The organism is Microbacterium sp. EST19A (genome assembly GCF_019969685.1).
Taxonomy (GTDB): Bacteria; Actinomycetota; Actinomycetes; order Actinomycetales; family Microbacteriaceae; genus Microbacterium.
In genome coordinates this window covers 244,761-262,594 of sequence record NZ_JAHXYZ010000001.1, presented here as the reverse complement: position 1 = coordinate 262,594, position 17,834 = coordinate 244,761, and the positions used below count along the sequence as shown (strand labels likewise).

Below are 17,834 nucleotides of genomic sequence, written 5' to 3'. Positions count from 1 at the left end.
CCTTTCAGGCGCGGCGCGCGTACTGGGCGGCGAGCAGCCAGGCGAGATAGATGCCGCCGACCGACACGGTCACGACGCCGACGGGCACGGCGACGAGCTGGGCGACAGCGTCGGAGACCACGACGAGGGCGGCGCCGGTCAGCATCACGGGAGCTGTGCCCATCGGGGTGTTCGAGCGGGTGAGGCGCTGCGAGATCTGGGGAGCTGCGAGCGCGATGAAGGAGATCGGGCCGGCGGCGGCGGTCACGAGCGCGACCAGCGCCACGCCGAAGATCATCGCGGCGAGTCGGGTGCGGCCCGGACGGATGCCGAGCGCCGTCGCCGCGTCGTCGCCCATCTCGAGCACCGGGAGGGTGCGGTTGAGCGGGAGGGCAGCGAGCGTGACGACCGCGAACACGATCGCGGCCGGGATGAGCTGGTCGAAGCCGAGCGAGGCGAGGGACCCGGCTCCCCAGGTCGCGGCCATCATGGCCTTCTCGATGCTGACCGAGATCATGATCCACGACGTGAGCGAGCCGAGGCCGGCCGAGACGCCGATGCCGACGATGATCAGCCGGAACGACGACATGGTGTTCCTGCTCGCCAGCACGTACACGAGCAGCGCCGTGATCAGGCCGCCGACCAGTGCGCCGGCCGCCTTGAACATGTACGTGTTCAGCTCCAGCACCACCATGGTGAGCGTCACGCCGAACTGGGCGCCGATGCCGAAGCCGATGATGTCGGGGGAGCCGAGGGGGTTGCGGGTGAGCGACTGGAAGATGCCGCCGGCGAGGGCGAGCGCCGCACCGCAGAGCACGGCGAAGAGCACGCGCGGCAGCCGCCACTCGAAGACGACCTGGCGGATGTCCGGGTCGGATGCGGGGTCGACGATCGCGCGCAGCACGGACGGGAAGTCCACCTCGTAGGCGCCGATCGTCATGGAGAGCAGTCCGGCGACGACGATCACGACGACGAGCACGGCGCACACGACGATCGAGCGCACCGGGATCAGGGCGGCCAGTCGGCTCGTCTCGATGCGGAGCAGGCGTCGGCCGAAGTCGACGGGCGCGATGGCTGCGGGGCGTTCGTCGACGGCCGGGGAGAGCGGGCGCTGGTCGATGCTCACAGTCCGCTCACCCGCTTGCGACGAACGAGGAGGATCAGGATCGGGGCGCCGAGCAGGGCCGTGACGATGCCGACGCGCAGCTCGCCGTTCGGCAGCACGATGCGGCCGAGGATGTCGGCGAGCAGCAGGAACGCGGGGCCGATGATCATCGAATAGGTGAGCACCCAGCGCTGGTCGGGGCCGGTGAACCAGCGGACGATGTGGGGGATCATGAGTCCGACGAAGGCGATGGGACCGGCCGCGGCGACGCTCGTGCCGGCGAGCAGGGTGACGGCGATGATGACGAGCACACGGGTCACCCGCACGCGGGCGCCGAGGGCCTGCGCCAGATCGTCGCCGAGCGCCAGCACGTTCAGCGAGCGCGCGCAGAGCAGGCCGATGAGGAGGCCGGCGGCGATCAGCGGTGCGGCCCAGGCGAGCTGGTCGAGCGTGCGGCCGCCGATGGAGCCGACGCCCCAGAAGCGCATGACCTGCAGCGTGCCGACGTCGCGCAGCACGATCGCGGTCGTGAAGCCGGTGAATGCTGCACCGAGGGCGACGCCGGCAAGAGTGAGCTTCATGGGGGTCGCTCCGGATGCTCCGAACGACCCGAGCGTATAGACGAGCAGAGTGAGCACGAGTGCCCCGCCCAGGGCGAAGGGCACGTAGGCGCCGGGAGTCGTCAGACCGAGCACACCGACGGCGAAGGTGACGGCGAAGGATGCTCCGGCGTTCACACCGAGGATGCCGGGATCGGCGAGCGGATTGCGCGTGAAGGCCTGGATCAGCCCACCGCAGACGGCGAGTGCCGCGCCGACCACGATGCCGAGCAGCGTGCGCGGCACGCGCAGCTCCTGCACCATCAGGTGCAGCGGGTTCTCGTCGTCGTAGGAGAACAGGGCACTCAGCACGGTCGCCGGGTCGATGGCCCGGTTGCCGACCGCGAGCGAGGCGATCGCTGCGAGCACCAGCACCGCGATGGCCAGGGCGAGGCCGACCGCGAGTGCGGCGGTGCGGCGCGGGGAGTCGTCTGCACGACTCCCCGCGCCGGTGTTCGAGACATCGCTGCCGTCTTCCGTCGCCAGCGGAGCCGGGGGTGGAGTCGGCCGCGACATCTCGGAGATCACTCTCCCGCGATCGTCGGCTCGCCCTGCAGCGCGGCCGCGAGGTCGTCGACGTACTTCGGGAGGATGTGCTTCAGCGACAGCACGGTCGGCGCGCTGATGGCGGATGCCTCGGCATCGTCGGCGTAGATCACGTACGACCCGGCCGCGATCGGCTCCCACCGGGAGACGACCTTGTTCTCGACCGTGTACTCACCCTCGTCCGCGCTGCTGCCCCACGCGGCGAAGAGATCGGCCTGCACGTCGTAGAGCTTCTCCAGGCTGACGCCGGTGTACCAGTTGTCGCCCTCGGCGGTCGAGAGGAAGTCGTCCATCGCCGAGGTCGAGGTGAAGCCGAGGGCTTCCGTGATGCGCACGCGCGGGTCGTACTCGAGGTAGACGCCGAGGTCGGTGCCGCCTTCGTTCAGGGTCAGGCCCCAGACGAACGTCTTGCCGTCGAACTCGGGGTGCGCGTCGGCGAGCGTGGTGATCTGCTCCTCGGTCTCGGCGATCAGCTCTTCCGCCTTCGCGTCCTCCGACATCGCCTTGCCGATGGTGCGGGTCATGTCCTGCCACGTGCTCGGGTCCCAGGCGCGCTCGATGTAGGGGACGGTCGGCGCGATCTCGGTGAGGCGCTCGTACTGCACGTCGGTGATGCCCGAGTAGAGGCTCAGGATCAGGTCGGGCTTCAGCGCCTTGATGGCCTCGTAGTTGGGGCCGTCATCGGTGAAGGGGATGATCTCGGGCAGCTCGCCGTACTCTTCGGTGACGTAGTCCTCGAACCACGGCTGGAAGCCGCTCTCGTCGGCGCCCCAGACCTCTTCCATGCCGACCGGGTTGGTGCCGAGGGCGGCGACGATGTCGGAGGTCATCCAGCCGAGGGTGACGATGCGCTGCGGCTTCTCGGCGATCACGGTCTCGCCGTGGGCGTGCTCGATGACCACACCGTCGGTCGACGTCGGCGCCGATGCGGCTGTGTCGGCGGATGCCGTGCAGCCGGCGAGGGTGAGAGCGGCGGCGATGGCGGCAGCGACGAGCGCGGCACCTCGACGTGTTTTCGGGCGCGCGAGAGCGTGCGTCATGATTCTCCTTCAGAGAAAGGGGGAGGGGAGTGCCGCGTCAGCGCAGCGGAGGTTAGGTAAGCATGCCCTAACACATCGATGCTAGAACGCCCAGCGTGGGATCAGTGTCGATCGACAGACGACTTGTGTCGCTGAACAGACAGATCCGGTCGGATCGGCGAGGATCAGCGCCAGTACAGGTGATGCGCCGAGTCGGCCTGCACGCGGGCGACATGCTGACGTGGCGTCAGTCCGAACCGCTCTTTGAAGCTCGCGGAGAACGCGCTCGTCGTGGCGTAGCCGCAGCGGTGCGCTGCGGCGCCGATCGGCGTGCCGTCGACGATCAGTCGCGCCCCCAGGGTCATGCGCACGCCGGTGCGCCACCGTCCGAAGGTCATGCCCACGTCGTTCTGGAAGATCCGCAGCACGGTGCGCTCGTGCAGCCCGTGGGCGAGGAACAGCTCGTTGGCGCTGCGCGGGTCGCCCGGGTCGTCCAGCACCGTCTGTACGAGGGCCCGCACCCGCTCGTCGGTCGGCAGCGGCACCTCGCCCCAGCCTTCGAGCGCCTCGGGCGCCGGCTGCTGCATCATCTCGATCAGCGTGGACTGGATGCGCACGCGCAGATCGGTCGGCATGTCGTTGATGCCCAGGTGGAGAAGCATCTCCTGCACGGCGCGCGGCACGAGAACCCGGCTGATGTCGTCGATCGGGGTGATCGCCGATGACGCCGGCAGGTAGGTGTAGCAGCCGATGGAGTCCCGCTCGTGATGGGCGGTGTGCGGTGTGCGGGCCGGAATCCAGACGCCCTGGCCCGGTGCGAGCCGCCACATGGTGTCCTGCAGATGCACCCACACGGTGCCGCGGTAGCACCACGCGAGCATCGCATCGGCGTGGGAGTGCGGAGGAGAGAGGGGGCGGGTGCCGGTGTCGTCGCCGGTCACGACGCCGGTGCCCATCAGGTACGGCGCCGTGACGGTCGACGGATGCTCCGGGCTCGCGTCCCAGTCGTCCTGTCGGTATGAGTTCATCGTGCGCTCCGCGTGGCCGTCACCAGCGCAGCCATGACGCGCTGCCGCTGGGACGGCGATGTCTCCGCAATCGTAATCCGCTCGCGCCGTCTATCCGGTCGCACTCCTGGCCAGCGGCGCACCCGACTTGTGGGTTCCCGGGCGCGCGCCGCGCACGGTGGTGACGCCGACGCAGAAGACCCAGACCAACCACGGGAAGATCGCGAGGATCGCGTTGCCGGCGCCGCCGACCGCGAAGAAGTCGTTGGGGGACGTGCCGTTCAGGCCGACGATCGCCCAGGCGAGGTTCGAGCCGGCGGTCGCCGCCGCGAGCACACCGGTCCAGCGCGGCACGACCCTCGACGCGAACGTGAGGTAGGCGGCGGTCGCCGACGTGAGGGCGAGCAGCACGGCTCCGGTCGATCCGAACATGATGCTGTGCCCCAGGATCAGCGTGCGGATGACGGAGGCATCCGGTTCGATGCCCATCACGGCCAGCGCGGCGCCGCCGTCCATCGCGTCGCCGACGAGCGTGACCGCGACGAAGGTGAGGCCGGCGCCGAAGGTGATGTCGGCGATCCACTGCAGATCGGTTCGGGCCTTCGTCACCAGCTGCCGGAAGCATGCCAGGAAGACGATGAGGAACGCCATCAGGAAGGTGTCCGACAGGATCACGATGATGGTCTGGGTGCTCGTGGCCACGGTGTAGTCGATGAGCGCCTGCGACTCGTCCAGCTCCGGGCGGGTGCCGGTCGTGATCTTGGTCGTGCCCTCGATGCCGAGGAAGACCGCGACCGCGATCGCCGAGATTCCGGTCCAGCGCCTGACATCCGGTGTGTACATGCAAAAGAGGATAGAGGGCGGGCCCGACTCCGTGCAGAATTTCGCAGAACGACGCGAACCTCGCAGGGATTCCATGGATTCCTGCGAGGTCCGTGTCGTTCTGCGAAATTCACGCGATGGTGCTCACCGCGGAATCGCCATCGTGATCACCCAGAACAGGGTGGTGAGGGCGCAGATCGCGAGGCTCGTGTACGCGAGCACCAGCGCTGTGGTCACCTTGCGTCGCCCCGCCCCCGACGTGCGCGACGTCTTCAGGCGCGAGTGGCCGCCCACGAGCGCGGCGATCCCCAGTGGCACGGCCAGGAACAGCATGAAGAGCCCCCAGACGGGGATCGGGACGGACAGCGCGAAGAAGAGGCTCGCGATGGCGAGTCCGAGGGAGCGCCCCGCCGGCTTGTCGGTGGGCGACGTCTGCGCCGCTGACGCGGCCGCGCTCCGCGGGGCGGGTGTCGTGTCGGTCATTCTGTTGGCTCCATTTCATCGGGTTGTCCCCGGCCAGGGCGGATAGGGCTTCAGCAGGTCCGCGTCGGGCAGGGGAGAGCGGATGCTCGCACCGGCCACTTCGTCCAGCTGTTCATTGGTGAGCGGATCGGACGCGGGGATCGGCTTCTCCTTCTTGTGCTCGGTCACCGTTTCCTCCCTTCACCACACACCGGCCGGGCGGGGCTCGCGGGCTGGTCAGACCATGCTGCGTCGGCGCGACGAGGACGCACCATGGACGCAGGTCGCCCCTTCCACCGGATGCCGCACCCTCGGTGCGTGCACGTCAGGACAGGGGATTCAGGTCCATGGTCGTACCCGCGCGGAACCGGGATCGTTGAGACATCGAGCGGGGATCCCTCCGTGCTCGAGCATCCGACTCATATCGAACGAGAGGTTCTCATGTCCGACCAGAACGAATACGCCAAGATCATTGCCAAGGCCTGGGCCGACGACGGCTTCCGCGCCCGGCTCATCGCCGACCCGGGTGCGACCCTCCTGGCGGAGGGCGTCGAACTGCCGGCAGGCAAGAGCATCGTCATCAATGAGGACACCGCTGACGTGATCAACCTCACCCTGCCTGCCCGTCCGAGCGAACTCTCCGACGACGCGCTCGACTCGGTCGCGGGCGGCACCGCGTTCTGGTACCCGACGCTGTCGACGCCCGAGGACTACAAGCGGCTCGGCAAGTAGCAGCAGGGAACTCGCCGGGGGCGGACGATGTCGCCGTGACGTGGTGCGCGGGGGCGCCCATGGCACGGCGATCATCGTCCGCCCTTCTTCTCGGTCTTCGACGGAACGGACATCCGATGGTCGACACGCGCGATGCGCCGCCCTGGGCCCTCGATCCTCGCGTCAGCGTGCAGGTTCTCGACGGGGCAGGCGTGGTCGTGCTGCGGGGCGAGGAGTCGTCGCTGCTGCGCGGTGCGGTGCTCGAGGCGGTCATCGAGCTCGTCGACGGCACGCGCACGTCGGACGAGATCGTCGAGATGATCGGTCGTACGCATGCGCCCGAACGGGTGCTGTTCGCGATCCACCAGTTGCACCGGCGCGGCGTGATCGCGCCGGGCACCGACCGCGCCGCTGCTCGGGAGCGGGCGTTCTGGGCCGAACTCGGCGGGGATGATGGCCGACGCGCGCGGCACGGCGTCGCGGTCTTCGCGACGGCCGGCGTGCCGGACGACGTGCTGGAGGTCATCGCGCAGGAGCTTCGCGACGACGCCGCCGTCGTCCACGTGTCCCGTGATCCGTCCGCGTTCCTCGCCGTCGTCTCGGATCTCCGGCTGGTGGTGGCGGAGGACTACACCGATCCCGTGCTCGAGCGGATCAACCTGTCGGGTCTGGAGGCGGGGGTGCCCTGGCTCCTCGTGCGCCCCGATGCCCTCGACGTCTGGATCGGCCCGTTCTTCCGGCCAGGTACGACCGCGTGCTGGGAATGTCTGATGAACCGGCGCCGCATGCGCCGGCGGCTCCATGCCGTGCTCCGTGCGTCCGACGGCTCCGCGCTCACCGTCCCGATGCTCTCCACCGCGCGATCGGCGGCGTCGGTCGGGCGCCTCGTCGCCCTCGAAGCCGCGAAGCTGCTGCGGGGCATCCTTCCGGTCGCGGTCGACGATGCGCCTCCGGGCTCGGCCGGCATCCTCCGCCTGGCTGTCGCGGACTGGTCGACGTCCCGCCACGTGGTCGTGCGCCGCCCGCAGTGCCCCGCGTGCGGCGAACCGACGCTGCCGGGGGATCCGCGCGTGCGGCCGATGCCGGAACGAGCGCGCACCGATGACGGCGGCGGGCTGCGCACCGCGCCGCCCGAGGAGACGTACCGACGGTTCCGGCACCACGTCAGCGCGATATCGGGAGCGGTCGCCGAACTCGAGGAGCAGCCGACCCGGTACGACGGCATCCACGTCTGGTACGCCGGCTCCAATCTCGGTCTCGAACCCGAAGACCTCCTGACCCTGAAGATGACGGTCCGCGCGCGGTCCGCGGGCAAGGGCGCGACGAGAGAGCAGGCGCGCACCGGCGCGCTGGCGGAGGCACTCGAGCGGTACTCGTCCACGCGCCACGGCGAGGAGCCCGTGGTGCGGGGGAGTCTGCGCGGTCTCGGCGACCGTGCCCTGCACCCCAACCGCATCATGCTCTTCAGCGAGCACCAGCTGGATGCGGCGCCGCGCCCGGATGCCGGGTGGTTCAACCGCGTTCCCGCGCGCTTCGACGAGGAGGCGGTGATCGACTGGACGCCGGTCTGGTCCCTCACCGACGACCGCGAGGTGCTGCTGCCCACAGCGCTCTGCTTCTACGGCACCGCGGGAGCGAGGGAGATGGGGATCTCTTCGAACTCCAACGGCTGCGCTGCGGGGAACACGCTCACCGAGGCGATCCTGCAGGGGTTCTTCGAGCTCGTGGAACGCGACGGCGTCGCGATGTGGTGGTACAACCGCGTCCGCCGGCCAGCCGTCGATCTCGGGAGCTTCGAGGACCCGTGGATCGACGGCACGGTGCGGGAGTACGCCGCGAAGGGGCGCGAGGTCTGGGCGATCGACCTCACGACGGATCTGGGGATCCCCACCTTCGCGGCGCTCTCCCGCCGCGCCGCCGGCTCACCCGAGGCGCTGCTCATGGGTTTCGGCGCGCATCTCGACCCGCGCATCGCGATCACGCGGGCTCTCGGTGAGATCGGGCAGATGTCGACGACGGATGAGCACCTCGATGACCCCGCGTTCCTGGACACCGATGAGGAACTGGGTGCCTGGCTGCGCACGGCGACGCTCGAGAACCAGCCGCACTTCACCCCTGATCCCGCCGCTTCGCCGTGGCGACTCGAAGATCATCCGAGCCTCGTGGGCGCCGACCTCGCCGAAGACGTGCGCCTCTGCCGTGAGCGGGTCGAGCGCGCGGGAATGTCTCTTCTCGTGCTCGATCAGACCCGTCGCGACATCGGCCTGCCGGTCGCTCGGGTGTTCGTGCCGGGCCTGCGGCCGTTCTGGTCGAGGCTCGCCCCGGGACGCCTCTACGACGTGCCCGTGCAGCTCGGCTGGCTCGACCGGCCGAACACCCCGGCGCAGCTCAACCCCATCCCCTTCTTCCTGTGAACGGGCCGGTTCACGTCGCGCTCCGCGGCGAGGTGATCGCGGCTCCGGCGGAGCACGGCGATGCATCCGTCCTGGTGGGCTCGCGGTCGGCCATGGCCGTGCCGCGCCCGGGAACGCCGGAACGTCGAGCGTTCGATCTTCTCCGCACCGGTCCGGCGGATGCGGCGACGCTCGACGCGGTGGCAGAGGAGAGCGGCGCGCTCGGACTCGCACGGTGGCTGCGCTGGAGCCGACGAGCCATCGAGAGCGGGCTCATCGACTTCCGACGCTTCGCCCAAGACGGTTCGCCTCAGGCGGTCTTCGTCCCGGTCCACGCCGACGCCCCCGATCTCGCCCATGCACCGGCGTCGTCGTCGGGGCGGCTGCGACTGTCGCGTTTCGCGTCGCTGGCCCGTCAGGGCGATGCCATCGTGCTGGAGTCGCCGATCGCGTCGATGCGTGTGGAGCTCTCACTCGGCGCGGCCGCGACCGTGCTGCGGTTCGCTGATCGGGCGGTGGCATCCGACGACCTGCAGGCGGATGCCGACCTCGCGGCCGACCTCCGCGCCGCGGGTCTCCTGGTCGAGGTCCATCAGGACGGCCTCGCGCGGGAGGATCGCGACCCCGTTCAGGCGCCGTGGGAGCCGCACGACCTGCGGCTGCATGTCCGCTCGCGCGGCGCACGGGGAGACCGCCCCGGCGGCGCGACGTTCCGGTTCGCCGACGTGTGTCCGGCGCCCCGCGCGCTCCGCCACACCGCGGGATCGAGCGGCGTCGCCCTGCCGCGCCCGGATCTGGCCGCGCTCCTGGCGGAGGACGTGCCGCTCGCGCGGGTGATGGAGGAGCGGACATCGCGCCGTGCTCTGGGACCGCTCGACCTCCCTCGTCTCGGCGAGTTCCTGTTCCGCACCGTGCGGGTCCGCCGAGAGATCGCGGCCGGGCCGGAACCGCACGACTACCCCCGACTGGACCGCCCGCATCCGGCAGCGGGCGGAATCAGCGAACTCATCACCTACCTGGCGGTGTCGGCCTGCGAGGGCATCGACGCCGGGCTCTACCGCTACGACTCGGTCGGCCACCGGCTGGATCTCGTGACACCCGCCGGACCGCTCGTCGCCCGGCTCCTCGACGACGCCCGTCGCGCCTCCGGTGCCCCGGGGGTTCCGCCCGTGCTCGTGATCCTCGCCGCCGACGTCGCCCGATTGTCCTGGAAGTACGAGGGCATCGCCTACGCGCTCCTCCTGAAGAACGTCGGCGTCGTCTACCAGTCCATGCAGCTGGTGGCCACCGCGATGGGGCTCGGGAGCTGTCCGCTGGGCGGTGGCGACAGCGAGGCCTTCGCCACCGCCGCCGGCACGGATCCGCTCGAGGAGCCCTCCGTGGGCGAGCTCATGCTCGGTGCCTGACGCCCCGTGCGCCGGATGGGACCTGGGTCTATGGCCCGCGAACCGTCGCACTGCGATCGTGGGCTGTCGGGGCGCGAGACGCCGATCAGAAGCGCACAGGACAGGAGGGCACGGTGAGTTCACCCGTCTACCGGGCGAGCGCGATGGGGCATCTGTCCAGCCCGGAGCAGCTCGACACCGAGGTGCGCCTGGTGCGTCCCGCAGGCTGGATCGCGCTCGGCGCCGTGGGGCTCGTGCTGGCCGGATTCGTCGCCTGGTGCTTCCTCGGCACCGTGCAGACGACCGTTCCCGCCGCAGGAGTGCTGACGACGCCGTCCGGCAGCTCGAACAGCCTCTCGCCCGAGGAGGGCATCGTCTCCGAGATGCTGGTCTCGCAGGGGGACCAGGTGTCGCAGGGTGACCCGGTCGCCGTGATCGCGACCGCCACGGGAGAGGTCACCGTCCCGGCGAGTGCGAGCGGCGAGGTCGTCGAGATGCTCGCGTACCCGACCGATGCGGTGCTGGCGGGCGGAACAGTGGTCTCGATCCAGCCCGAGGACGAGCTCCGGTCGTACCTGTTCATCCCGGTGGCCGAGAGCCAGCCGATCCGGCCGGGGATGACCGTGCAGATCGCGGTCACGACCGTCGCGCCGGAGGACTACGGACTGCTGCTCGGCACGGTCACGAGGGTCGGGACCCATCCGGCCACGCGCGCCGGCGTCGGAGCGCTCCTGAACAACGACGACATCACCAACATCGTCGTGGGCGGCGTGCCCGTGTTCCAGATCGAGGTGGCCCTGACCCCGGCCGAGACGCCGAGCGGCTACGCCTGGACCTCCGGTGCCGGGCCATCCGAAGAGCTGAGCGCGGGGACGCTCGTGAACTCGACGGTGACGATCGCCACACAGACCCCGATCACCCTTCTCTTCCCGTCGGATCGTGCCGGCGGATGACCGAGACCGAGACGACGAGCGGGCGCACCGCGGCCCTCCTCCCCCGAGCGCGGCGCGAGCGGGTGCCCACGGTGATCCAGATGGAGGCCGCGGAATGCGGTGCGGCATCGCTGCGGATGGTCCTCGCGCACCACGGCCGCTGGGTGCCTCTGGACGAGCTGCGGGAGACGAGCGGGGTGTCCCGCGACGGGGTGAAGGCGAGCAGCATCGTCAAGGCCGCACGCACGTACGGGATGACGGCGAAGGGATTCCGGCAGGAGCCGGACGAGCTGCGTGCGGGAACCCTGCCGGCGATCGTCTTCTGGAACTTCAACCACTTCCTCGTCGTCGAGGGCTACGCGCCGGGCCGCTGGTTCCTGAAGGATCCCGCGGTGGGCTCGCGCACGGTCACGGATGACGAGTTCGACAAGGGCTTCACGGGCGTCGTGCTGCGCCTCGAGCCGGGCGTGGACTTCGTGAAGGGCGGGAAGCCGCCGCCCCTGCTGACGAGTCTCGGGCGACGGCTGCGCAACTCGCTGTCCGGACTGCTGTACGTCGTCCTCGCCGGTCTCGCATTGGTGATCCCGGGGCTGGCGACCGCCGTGCTGATGAAGGCGTTCGTGGACCAGGTGCTGGTCGCCGAGACGCCGGGCGCGATCTGGCCGATCCTCGCCCTGCTCGCGGGCGCCGCCGCGACGATCGGACTGCTCACGGGCCTCCGGCAGCACTACCTCCTCGCGCTCGAGACGAAGCTCTCGCTGCAGAGCTCGAGCTCCTTCCTGTGGCATGTCCTGCGACTGCCGATCCGGTTCCATGCCTCCCGCTCGCCAGGCGAGATCTCGGGGCGCGTCCCCCGGAACGACCGTGTCGCCGTGCTGCTGTCGAGCGAGGTGGCGACCGCTCTCATCGACTCGGTCGTGGTCGTGTTCTACTTCGTCGTCATGTTCGGCTACAGCCCGGGGCTCGCCCTGCTCGGGGTCGTCGGGATCGCTGTCGACGTCCTCGTCCTCCGCCTCGTCGGCGCCCGCCGTCGCGACGAGGTACTCCGGATGCTGCAGGATGCCGGGTTGCTGCTCGGAAGCGCGATGAGCGGCATCCGCTCCATCGAATCGATCAAGGCGGCCGGTCGTGAGTCGGACCTCTTCACCAAGATCACGGGGCTGCATGCCCGGACGGTCTCCGGCACGCAGCGGCTCGGGTGGGCCTCGTTGCCGCTGACCATCGTCCCCCCGCTGGTCGCCGCCCTCACGACGGCGGCGATTCTGGGGTGGGGCGGGCGTGAGGTGATCGCGGGCGCGTTGAGTCTCGGCACCCTCATCGCGTTCCAGACCCTCATGGGGCGGGCCACCGAGCCGATCGGGCGTTTCGTGCAGCTCGGCGGAACGCTGCAGGAGATCGGCGGCGACCTCGCGCGGCTCGACGATGTGCTCGCGAATCCGGTGGTCGACGCGGGTGAGCGCCTCAGAGCCGAGGAGCTCGAGATCCGGCTCACCGGGATGGTGGAGCTCCGCGCCGTCACGTTCGGCTACAGCCCTCTCGAGCCGCCGCTGCTGGATGCCGTCGACATCACGGTGCACCCCGGAAGCCGGGTGGCGCTCGTGGGCGGTTCCGGCAGCGGCAAGTCGACGATCAGTCGGCTCGTCGCCGGACTCCATGAGCCGTGGAGCGGAGAGATCCTCTTCGACGGCCGTGCTCGCGACGAATGGCCTGCCGATACCATCACCTCGTCCGTCGCCCTCGTCGACCAGGACATCCGGCTGTTCAGCGGCACCGTGCGCGACAACCTCACGCTCTGGGACGCGACGGTCCCCACGGCGCGCGTGGTCGGCGCCGCGCAGGACGCGCTGATCCACGAGCAGATCGCTCGCCGACCCGGCGGCTACTCCGCCGACGTGCGCGAGAGCGGCGGGAACTTCAGCGGCGGTGAGGCGCAACGGCTCGAGATCGCCCGCGCTCTCGTCGCGGAGCCGAGCATCCTGATCCTCGACGAGGCGACGAGCGCCCTCGACCCGACGACCGAGGAGCTCATCGACCGGAACATCCGCCGACGCGGATGCACGACGCTGATCGTGGCCCACCGGCTGAGCACGATCCGGGACTGCGACGAGATCATCGTCCTGGATCGCGGTCGCATCGTCGAACGCGGGACCCACGACGAGATGATCGTCAGCGGCGGCCCCTACAGCCTCCTCTTCTCGGCCGAGAGCGGTGCCCGATGAACGTCGACGACAGCGAGCTCCACGGCGCCGCGCGTGTGCGCGCCCGACGAGCGGGCCGGATGTCGGCGATGGCGAACGCTCTCGCCGAGCTCCGCTCGCTGGTCGGCACGCCGGATCCGGTCGCGGCCGGCACCGCCGGGGGAGATCCTCTCGACGCGGCGTTCGCCGTGATCATCAAGGCGCTCGGAGCGGCGTTCACGCCGATGCCCGCGGACGCCGGCGGCGCGGATCGCGTCTCGACCCTCGCGCGGCTCGCCCGGGTCCGCACGCGTCCGGTGCGGCTGACGGCCGGATGGTGGACGCACGGCACCGGTCCGATGCTCGCGCGGCTCGTCGACGGCGGTGCGCCGGTCGCGCTGCTGCCTCGGGGTCTCTCGCGGTACGAACTGATCGATCCGCGGACACGTGCGCGCGTGCTCGTCGACGCCACGATCGCGGCGACGATCGACGAAGATGCCGTCGTCGTGTACCGGCCCCTCCCCGAGGGAGCTGTCACGCTCCCGGCGCTGCTGCGTGCCGCGCTGATCCCCTCGCGCCGTGACATCATCCGGCTGGTGGCGGTCGCTCTCGGGGCGGCCGTCGTCGCGCTCGCGGTGCCGATCGTGACGGGCCGCATCGTCGGGGCGGTGATCCCGGAGGCGGACCTGCCGGACCTCCTGCAGCTCTCGCTCGCCCTCGTCGTGGCGGCGCTCGCCGGAGCTCTGCTGCAGCTGGCCACGGCGATCTCCGCGCTGCGCGTGCAGGGGAGGGTCAGCACCTTCCTGGTCGCCGCAGTCTGGAATCGGCTGCTCTCGCTGCCCGCGACTTTCTTCCGCCGCTACTCGTCCGGTGACCTCGCAGTCCGGATGCAATCCGTGGAGACCATCGTGCAGGTCGTCGGCGGCGGCGCGGTGGTCGCGCTCCTCGGCGTCGCGACCACGGTCCTGAGCCTCGGCCTCATCTGGTTCTACAGCATCGTGTTCGGGGTGATCGCGACGCTGCTGATCGCCGTCCTCGCAGCGCTCGTCGTCATCTCGAGCCGCGCCCAGCTGCGGCGTTCGCAGGCCGTGGAGGAGACCGCGGGACAGCTGAGCGGGCTCGTGCTCGAGCTCGTCACCGGCATCAGCAAGCTGCGCGTCGCGGGAGCGCACGAGAAGGCGTTCGAGCGCTGGGCCGAGCGGTTCCGCGCGCGGCGCGCGGCGCAGAACGACGTCCGCCGGGCGCAGAACCTGATGAACGTCACCCTGGCGGTCTTCCCCGTCATCGGGTCGCTCGTGCTCTTCGCGGCCGTCGGGTTGAGTGATCCACCGCTCGCCGGACCGGGGGAGTTCCTCGCCATCAACGCGGCGTTCGGGCAGGTGGTCGGTGCGGTGCTCTCGATCATCGCCATCGTCACGCAGCTCGTGCAGGCCGCACCCGGGATGACGCGCGTCCTGCCCGTGCTGAGCGAACACCCCGAAGACGACGAGGCCAAGGCCGAGCCGGGCGAGCTCCGCGGAGACGTGCAGTTCAGCGGTGTCACGTTCCGCTACGACCCGGATGGTCCGGCCGTGCTGGACGACGTCTCGATCAGCATCCCGCCGGGAAGCGCGGTCGCGCTCGTCGGCCCGTCCGGTTCCGGCAAGTCGACGCTCGGGCGTCTGCTGCTCGGATTCGAGACACCGGAGGAGGGTGGTGTCTATCTCGACGACCAGGATCTCTCCGGCCTCGATCTGCGTGCCGTGCGCCGACAGTTCGGCGTGGTGCTGCAGACGGTCGAGCCGCTGCCGGGGTCGATCCTGACGAACATCCTCGGGGATGCCGTCGGTCTCACCATCGACGCCGCGTGGCGTGCGGCGGAGCGGGCCGGCTTCGCCGACGACGTGCGTGCGATGCCGATGGGCATGCACACGGTCATCACCGAGGGCGGGTCCACCTTGTCCGGAGGGCAGCGACAGCGGCTGCTCATCGCCCGGGCGCTCGCGGGGGATCCGCGCATCCTGCTCTTCGACGAGGCCACGAGCGCTCTCGACAACGTGACGCAGGCGGTCGTCGCCGAGAGCCTGGCACGCCTCTCGGTGACGCGGATCGTGATCGCGCACCGCCTCAGCACCGTGATGGATGCCGACCGCATCCACTACCTCGAGCGCGGGCGCGTCGTCGAATCGGGCACGTTCGACGAGCTCATGGCGCGCGACGGGGCCTTCGCGGCGCAGGCCCGTCGTCAGCTCGCCTGAGACGCGCTCCGCGGTTCGCTGAGTCCGCCGACGCACTCAGCGGGCGGGCGGAACCGCTGCCTGCAGGTGACGGATCACGGCGAGCACGCGGCGGTGGTCGTCGGCATCCACCGGCAGCCCCAGGGCGTCGTAGATGTGCGAGGTGTGCTGCACGACGGCCTTCTCGCTCAGCACCAGCTGCGCGGCGATCGCGGCGTTGCTGCGACCCTCCGCCATCAGCCCGAGCACCTCGACCTGCCGCGGAGTCAGACGCCCGAGGGGCGACGCGCCGCGGCTCGCCCGCGCCACCAGCACCGACACCACCTCGGGATCGAGCGCGGTCCCTCCGGCGGCGACGCGGCGGATGTCGGCGGTGAACGTGTGCGCGTCGGCGATCCGCTGCTTCAGCAGGTACCCGAAGCCGCCTTCTCCGCCCTCGAGGAGTTCGCTGGCGTAGCGGCGCTGCACGTGCTGCGACACGACGACCACGCCGATCGCAGGGCGCGTGCGACGGATGCGGAGGGCTGCCACGAGGCCCTCGTCCGTGTACGTCGGTGGCATCCGGATGTCGGTCACGACGAGCTCCGGCTCGTGGCGTGCCACTTCGCGTTCGAGCTGCGCGGCATCGCTCACGGTCGCGAGCACGTCGAATCCGTCTCTCGCGAGGATGTGCGCGATGCCTTCGCGCAGCAGCACCTCGTCTTCGCCGATCACGACGCGCATGGCAGCTCCACTCGAACGGTGGTTCCCCGACCGGGCGAGGACTGGATGTCGATCGTGCCCTTGAGCGCCTCGACGCGGTCCGCGAGGCCCCGGAGGCCGATCCCCGCGCCGATGCGCGCGCCGCCGATGCCGTCGTCCTCGATCGCGAGGGTCATGGTCTCGTCGTCCTGCGACATCGCGACGCGCACGTTCGACGCCCGCGCGTGCTTGACCGTGTTGGCGAGGGCCTCGGCGACGATGAAGTAGGCGGTGTGGGCCGTGGAGGTCGCGATCGTCGACTCATCGAGTTCGGCTTCCAGGGTGGCGGGGACCGCCAGGCGGTCGACGAGATCCTCGGTCGCGGCGACGAGCCCCTGCTCGAGCAGAGCGGCCGGCAGCACGTTGTGCACGAGGTGCCGCAGGTCGGCTGCCGCCGTGTCGATACCGTGGCGGAGCCCCTCGATGTCGCCGCCCATGGGGGAGTCCGGTGCGGAGTTGGCGATCGTCTGGGCTTCGATCGCGAGCAGCACGAGCTGCATCTGCAGACCGTCGTGCAGATCGCGGGCGATGCGGAAGCGCTCGCGGTCAGCCGCTTCGACGATACGCACCCGGGAGAGGGTGAGCGCCTCATTGCTGGAGAGCAGCTGCGTTGTCAGACGCTCTCGGTCGAGGGCGATCGCGAGCACCTCGGCGGCGCGGCGCACGGGAGTCGGCTCGGCGATGATCCGCGCGTCGTAGGCCACTGCGCCGACCAGCTCCTCATCGACGACGACCTGCAACCACCCGCGCTCGGAGTCGGACGAGTCGACGACGACCTCGTCGCCGTCTTCGTCGACGAACCGGTTCTGCGGCGCATCCCAGTAGACGACCCGCAGCGTGCTGTCGCCGAGCGTCGTGGCGAGCGCCTGGGCCACGGCAGGACGGCTCGCTCCGCGGATGGCGAGCCACTCGCTCAGAGCCTCGAGCGGGGTCGTGCGCGTGAAGCTGCCCAGGAGCACCCCGAGGAGGAACGCGATCGGGAGGCCGGCCATGAGGAGGATCTGCAGCGAGATGATCAGCACTGCGGGTGCGCCCAGGGGGAACAGGATGTTCGGGACGTTCGGCAGCCCCACGACGGCGATGATCCCGTAGGCGAAGAGCGGGAGCAGCACACGGCGGTGCACCGGGTCGGCGGCGCGCAGGCGTCGCGCCATCACGATGGCCGCCATGATCATCGCGCTGAGTCCGAGCCAGGTCTGCGCGAACGACAGGGGGCCGAAGGCCGCGGTGTCCTGTGCCAGTGCCCGGGCGGTGTCGAAGCCGATCGCGATGATGTAGACGTACACGACGATGAAGGTCGAGAACCGGCCGCGCAGCCGACCGGAGGGGAAGGCGAGCAGCAGGTGCACGGCGACGGCGAGCGTGCTGCTGCCGAAGACCATGTACAACGGGACCAGTCCGGGAACACCGAGGTATCCGGTCGAGACGATCAGGATCGAGACGGCGCCGACGAGGAGCAGGCCGCCGATCCCGTTCGTGGGCCGCCGCCACCAGGCGCAGACGCCCGCCGCCACCCAGATCCAGAACAGTGCGACGAACTCGAGGACCTCGAAGAGGCTGCCTTCCGGGCCGGCTCCGACAGCGATCACGATCACGCCGATCAGGACCGAGAGCACGACGAGGAAGATCAGGGCGAGCTCGAGCGATCCCACGCGCCCGCCCTGCAGGCGTCGCGGGGTCGGATCGGTGAGCGGGGAGACAGAACTGTCGGAAGACACAGGGGTCCCTCTCGAGCGATGG

The 17,834-nt window shown here is 70.3% G+C and carries 15 protein-coding genes; 6 read left to right on the top strand and 9 right to left on the bottom strand.

Annotated features, from left to right (window positions below):
• Positions 1 to 4 precede the first annotated feature (4 nt).
• The 7 genes from LC452_RS01395 to LC452_RS01365 all read right to left on the bottom strand — a co-directional run bounded on the left by LC452_RS01395 (position 5) and on the right by LC452_RS01365 (position 5,728).
• Positions 5 to 1,105 carry an iron chelate uptake ABC transporter family permease subunit gene (locus LC452_RS01395; protein ID WP_223622233.1) on the bottom strand — a complete coding sequence of 367 codons (1,101 nt, stop codon included), beginning with the start codon at positions 1,103 to 1,105 and terminating at the stop codon, positions 5 to 7.
• A complete protein-coding gene (locus tag LC452_RS01390; protein ID WP_223622232.1) occupies positions 1,102 to 2,199 on the bottom strand; it encodes an iron ABC transporter permease in 1,098 nt (365 codons plus the stop codon). Before LC452_RS01390 ends, LC452_RS01395 begins: the two co-directional genes overlap by 4 nt.
• A gap of 8 nt (positions 2,200 to 2,207) precedes the next feature.
• On the bottom strand, positions 2,208 to 3,269 hold the full coding sequence (locus LC452_RS01385) for an ABC transporter substrate-binding protein (protein ID WP_223622231.1): 1,062 nt from the start codon (positions 3,267 to 3,269) through the stop codon (positions 2,208 to 2,210).
• Positions 3,270 to 3,433: 164 nt separating this feature from the next.
• Entirely contained in the window at positions 3,434 to 4,276 is an 843-nt protein-coding gene (locus LC452_RS01380) for an AraC family transcriptional regulator (protein ID WP_223622230.1), read from the bottom strand.
• 90 nt (positions 4,277 to 4,366) lie between these two features.
• Positions 4,367 to 5,098, bottom strand: a complete 732-nt coding sequence (locus LC452_RS01375; protein ID WP_223622229.1) for a hypothetical protein — start codon at positions 5,096 to 5,098, stop codon at positions 4,367 to 4,369.
• Between the two features lie 123 nt (positions 5,099 to 5,221).
• Positions 5,222 to 5,560, bottom strand: a complete 339-nt coding sequence (locus LC452_RS01370) for a hypothetical protein (RefSeq protein ID WP_223622228.1) — start codon at positions 5,558 to 5,560, stop codon at positions 5,222 to 5,224.
• A gap of 15 nt (positions 5,561 to 5,575) precedes the next feature.
• Entirely contained in the window at positions 5,576 to 5,728 is a 153-nt protein-coding gene (locus LC452_RS01365; protein WP_223622227.1) for a hypothetical protein, read from the bottom strand.
• Positions 5,729 to 5,980: 252 nt separating this feature from the next.
• Between LC452_RS01365 and LC452_RS01360 the strand changes: the two genes are divergently transcribed.
• The 6 genes from LC452_RS01360 (at position 5,981) to LC452_RS01335 (ending at position 15,374) form a co-directional block, all read left to right on the top strand.
• Entirely contained in the window at positions 5,981 to 6,271 is a 291-nt protein-coding gene (locus LC452_RS01360; RefSeq protein WP_223622226.1) for an NHLP leader peptide family RiPP precursor, read from the top strand.
• 116 nt (positions 6,272 to 6,387) lie between these two features.
• A complete protein-coding gene (locus LC452_RS01355) occupies positions 6,388 to 8,664 on the top strand; it encodes a TOMM precursor leader peptide-binding protein (RefSeq protein WP_223622225.1) in 2,277 nt (758 codons plus the stop codon).
• A complete protein-coding gene (locus LC452_RS22010; RefSeq protein WP_223622224.1) occupies positions 8,661 to 10,049 on the top strand; it encodes a SagB family peptide dehydrogenase in 1,389 nt (462 codons plus the stop codon). The genes LC452_RS01355 and LC452_RS22010 overlap by 4 nt, the downstream gene beginning before the upstream one ends.
• Before the next feature lie 113 nt (positions 10,050 to 10,162).
• Positions 10,163 to 10,981 (top strand): HlyD family efflux transporter periplasmic adaptor subunit, encoded by an 819-nt coding sequence (locus LC452_RS01345; RefSeq protein WP_223622223.1) that lies wholly within the window; start codon positions 10,163 to 10,165, stop codon positions 10,979 to 10,981.
• Complete coding sequence (locus LC452_RS01340; RefSeq protein ID WP_223622222.1) at positions 10,978 to 13,179, top strand: NHLP family bacteriocin export ABC transporter peptidase/permease/ATPase subunit; 2,202 nt, start codon at positions 10,978 to 10,980, stop codon at positions 13,177 to 13,179. Before LC452_RS01345 ends, LC452_RS01340 begins: the two co-directional genes overlap by 4 nt.
• The gene (locus LC452_RS01335; protein ID WP_223622221.1) at positions 13,176 to 15,374 is read left to right on the top strand and encodes an NHLP bacteriocin export ABC transporter permease/ATPase subunit; all 2,199 of its coding nucleotides are present in this window, start codon (positions 13,176 to 13,178) and stop codon (positions 15,372 to 15,374) included. Before LC452_RS01340 ends, LC452_RS01335 begins: the two co-directional genes overlap by 4 nt.
• Positions 15,375 to 15,410: 36 nt before the next feature.
• Here LC452_RS01335 and LC452_RS01330 read toward each other — a convergent pair whose 3' ends face one another.
• Positions 15,411 to 16,076 carry a response regulator transcription factor gene (locus tag LC452_RS01330; RefSeq protein WP_223622220.1) on the bottom strand — a complete coding sequence of 222 codons (666 nt, stop codon included), beginning with the start codon at positions 16,074 to 16,076 and terminating at the stop codon, positions 15,411 to 15,413.
• Positions 16,064 to 17,812 carry an ATP-binding protein gene (locus LC452_RS01325; RefSeq protein WP_223622219.1) on the bottom strand — a complete coding sequence of 583 codons (1,749 nt, stop codon included), beginning with the start codon at positions 17,810 to 17,812 and terminating at the stop codon, positions 16,064 to 16,066. The genes LC452_RS01330 and LC452_RS01325 overlap by 13 nt, the downstream gene beginning before the upstream one ends.
• Positions 17,813 to 17,834: the final 22 nt, after the last annotated feature.